Here is a 3,878-nt window from a genome sequence, read left to right as displayed (position 1 = left end):
ACCATTGATTTTTTAAAATATTTGTGTTTCGCATCAAATTTTTGAATTTGCAAATGCGCTATTTTGCTGAAAATATTTAAATTAATCGAGCTTGCTCATGTTTGACTGTTGCTGATTTTTGATAATTGTGCATTCAGCCCAAACATCGGATAGATTCTACGCCACTTGACTGAAAACGATCGAATTCGATCGAAGCCATCCGAACCTCATGCTACGATAATTTCATGGAGCTTAAAACCTCATTAAAAATTGCGAATTTTCGATATCAATTTGCAGTAGCTACAGACAAGATATGTAACGAAAAGTCGTACTAATAACAAATAGAGATTTATCATGAAAATTAGTCAATTCGTAAACTCAAGCAGTATTAAGACACTTAAAATAGCTGCAATCAGTAGTTTAGCTATTGGTGTTGCTGCAAGTCTTCCTGCTGCACCCGCTCAAGCTGTTGCACTTAATACTGGAGAATTAGTTTTTCAAGATGGAACGAGCAACTTCTTTGAAGATGTAACTCCTATTGCTGGCGATACATTTGCAGTTACATTCAACCCAGGGTCATTGGCATTTGTAACAGGGGCAAGTGGATCTTTTAGCGGCTCCTTTCCCGTTACCCCTCTGGCCTATACTATTGCTTCTTCTCCAGCAACATTCACTTTTGCGGGCATTAATGCAGCCAACACCTTTGATTACAGATTAACAAGTGGTAATTTACCTTTTACTTTCACTAATGGTACAAATCTTACAGTTGCAAATAACTCCTTATTCCGAGGGTCATTTAATGCAAACACTCGTGGAGTAGATTTTGGGGTAATCAATAGTACAGGTTCTTTCTTCTCAAATAGTGATGGTTTAGTACCAACAAACGCACTAGCATTTAGCTTTGGTGATATTCCCGCCGGAACTGGTGGTTCATATGGTATTGCAGCCTCCGTACCCGAACCTTTTACTATCATCGGTACGATTATTGGTGGTACAGCAGCATTCCGGATGAAAAAGAAGCTGTCTAGCTCCGCGAAAAACGCTAAGAACTAGACTGCTACCAAAAACAATATAATTCACGTTCAGTTTACTCGATTTTCAAATTAGCAGCCACAATTTAAGGGATAAGATTTAGTTATAGCTAGATCTTATCCCTTTGGCGTGTCAGGGGGATGTGATTGCATCTTGAGATCGAGACATAGCTACTAGTGTTTTAGTGGATAGTGAATAGTGCTTGGGAGTGGGTTGCGAGGCTGTTTTGCTGAGTATTCCGAAACTTCTTCGATCGTAGTCTTCGATAACAACCGTAAAAATATCGATCGTGCATTAGTAAAGATACTGAATTATTGGTTCGTCGATAGCGTAAAAAGTCTTAAATTTTCGTCAAAAGCATAAAAAATTAGATCGCACAAGGGTAGAACTGCTTAAAAATGGGGTGAGGGTTTCCGGATTGCCGATTGTGTTCTCGATCGAATACATTCAGTTTCAACAAGTATAGCTGTTAGCAAATAGTTCTTATAGCTTAGACACTCTAGAAGAGAAAGACACTACATATCTCCAAATCTAGCTTCAGAAATTGCTTGTGACTGCCTAGCTCATTTTAGCCAGATAACTTTAACTGTCGCAATTGCAGTTGTAACTTTGGTGTGGTTATGGATCTCGCCACCGTGAGACTTAGGTTTGACGCAACTACTCTCGACGTTATCTTCAAAATATCTCATCTAGAAATTAAAGGAAAATAGTAATGAATTTAAAGCATTTTTTGAGGATTAGCGGTCTAGCCATCGTTTTTGCTACTGCCATCTATGCAGCTCCCGCAGGTGCTGTAGTCCTCGCACCTGGTAGCCAATTGAGGTTCGATGGTGATGTGACAAACACATTGGGCACCATCGATGCTAATACTGTGGGCAACATATTTGAGGGTAGTTTCACTCGTGGTAGTGGTGGTGGTGGGACTGTATCGACAGCGAGTGGCACTTTTGCAAGTCTACTAGCTGGGGTCGGCCCGAATCCGACAGCGACAGGGATTAAATTCATCAGCTCTAACCCCGTTTCTTTCAAGCAAGTCGGTTTCTCAGTGACGATTCCTGGTGGAATTGACTACATACCAACAACTGATTTAGTATTTACCTTTCCTAATACTAATGGAACATCCACGGATCCCGCTGGTGGGACACTGACGCTTCCGGCTACTACTCGATTCCTCGTCACACCAGCACCGTCCACAGGGGGAGGATCTGGAGTACCCGCAGTAGCCCGATCCACTTTTGATATCTATACCACTCCTAGTTTTGACGGGATTTTCACCAATGGTACCGATTCAACAGTCGTAAATTTTACGTCTTTTAGCTTTGAGGTGGACAATATTGACAATACTAATTTAACACTCAACCCCAGCCCGAATGGTTCGTTTAGTGTGGTGGCGACAGTACCTGGTGCTACCACAGTCCCCGAACCTTTCACCATTATCGGCACATTACTGGGTGGTACCGCTGCGATGCGGATGAGAAAAAAATTGGCTGCTGCGGCTAATCATTAGCTCGATTTCAGGTGACCGAGATCTGCTGGATACTTAACGATTTCTAATTTTCAGTCCGAAATTTTGGGGGGTAATGTCTAAAGAACGCGAGACATTACCCGTTTTAGATCGCAATTTGCTACTCTCTAACCCCGCACCCCTTGTTGCGGTAAGCTGTTGAATGACGATTCGCGACTGAAATTATGGCAACTATTAATAATAACTACCTCAAACTCAAAGCTGGCTACTTGTTTCCCGAAATCGCGCGGCGCGTCAATACCTTCGCTCAAGCCAATCCCGACGCGCCGATTATCCGGTTGGGAATTGGCGATGTCACCGAACCATTGCCATTAGCGTGTCGCACGGCGATGACAACTGCGATCGCAGATATGGGCGATCGGGATAAATTTAAGGGTTATGGCCCCGAACAGGGTTATGCTTGGTTGCGAGAAGCGATCGCCGTTAATGATTTTCAGGCGCGAGGCTGCGAGATCGATGCATCGGAAATCTTCATCTCAGATGGCTCTAAATGCGACTGTGGCAACATTCTCGACATTTTTGGACACGACAACACGATCGCGGTTACCGACCCTGTATATCCCGTTTATGTCGATACTAATGTCATGGCGGGGAATACTGGCGATGCCAATGAAAAAGGTGAGTATGCGGGTTTAGTATATTTACCGATTACCGCCGAGAATGATTTTACCGCCCAAATCCCCACCGAAAAAGTCGATCTGATCTATCTCTGCTTCCCAAATAACCCCACGGGTGCGACGGCGACAAAAGCTCACCTCCAGGCGTGGGTAGATTATGCCAAGGCGCATGGCTCGATTATCTTCTTTGATGCGGCGTATGAAGCATTTATCACCGATCCGAGTTTACCGCATTCGATCTACGAAATTGAAGGTGCGCGGGATTGTGCGATCGAGTTTCGCTCTTTTTCTAAAAATGCTGGCTTTACCGGGACTCGGTGCGCGCTGACGGTAGTGCCCAAAACGCTAACTGCTAAAGCCGCCGATGGTAGCGATGTGGAATTATGGAAACTCTGGAACCGCCGCCAATCGACTAAATTTAATGGTGTTTCATACATCGTTCAACGCGGTGCGGAAGCTGTTTATTCCCCCGAAGGAAAGGCTCAAGTTAAAGAATTAATTGGCTTTTATATGGAAAATGCCCAAATTATTCGCACCCAACTTACTGCGGCGGGATTACAGGTACATGGCGGCATTAATGCACCTTATGTATGGGTGAAAACTCCCGCTGGTTTATCGAGCTGGGATTTCTTTGATAAGCTGCTGACAAATTGCTTTGTTGTCGGTACTCCCGGTTCTGGTTTTGGAGCTGCGGGTGAAGGTTATTTCCGAATTTCGGCATTCAA

Annotated in this window: 4 protein-coding genes; 3 read left to right on the top strand and 1 reads right to left on the bottom strand. The window is 43.9% G+C overall.

The genetic code is table 11. The annotated features are described in order from the left end of the window. The first annotated feature begins 333 nt into the window (after window positions 1–333). Window positions 334–1,032, top strand: a complete 699-nt coding sequence (locus RMO79_RS06045; protein WP_310482155.1) for a PEP-CTERM sorting domain-containing protein — start codon at window positions 334–336, stop codon at window positions 1,030–1,032. A gap of 542 nt (window positions 1,033–1,574) precedes the next feature. On the opposite strand, the gene RMO79_RS06040 is transcribed toward RMO79_RS06045, so the two are convergent. Next, on the bottom strand, window positions 1,575–1,700 hold the full coding sequence (locus RMO79_RS06040) for a hypothetical protein (protein WP_310482154.1): 126 nt from the start codon (window positions 1,698–1,700) through the stop codon (window positions 1,575–1,577). 23 nt (window positions 1,701–1,723) lie between these two features. Between RMO79_RS06040 and RMO79_RS06035 the strand changes: the two genes are divergently transcribed. Next, on the top strand, window positions 1,724–2,518 hold the full coding sequence (locus tag RMO79_RS06035; RefSeq protein ID WP_310482153.1) for a PEP-CTERM sorting domain-containing protein: 795 nt from the start codon (window positions 1,724–1,726) through the stop codon (window positions 2,516–2,518). A gap of 182 nt (window positions 2,519–2,700) precedes the next feature. Next, the coding region (locus RMO79_RS06030; RefSeq protein WP_310482152.1) for an LL-diaminopimelate aminotransferase at window positions 2,701–3,878 on the top strand (1,178 nt) is incomplete at its 3' end.

This window comes from Chamaesiphon sp. VAR_48_metabat_403, from assembly GCF_031422475.1.
Lineage (GTDB): Bacteria > Cyanobacteriota > Cyanobacteriia > Cyanobacteriales > Chamaesiphonaceae > Chamaesiphon.
Note: the sequence above shows the minus strand (reverse complement) of the source record. Positions and strands in the feature narration are given on the sequence as shown.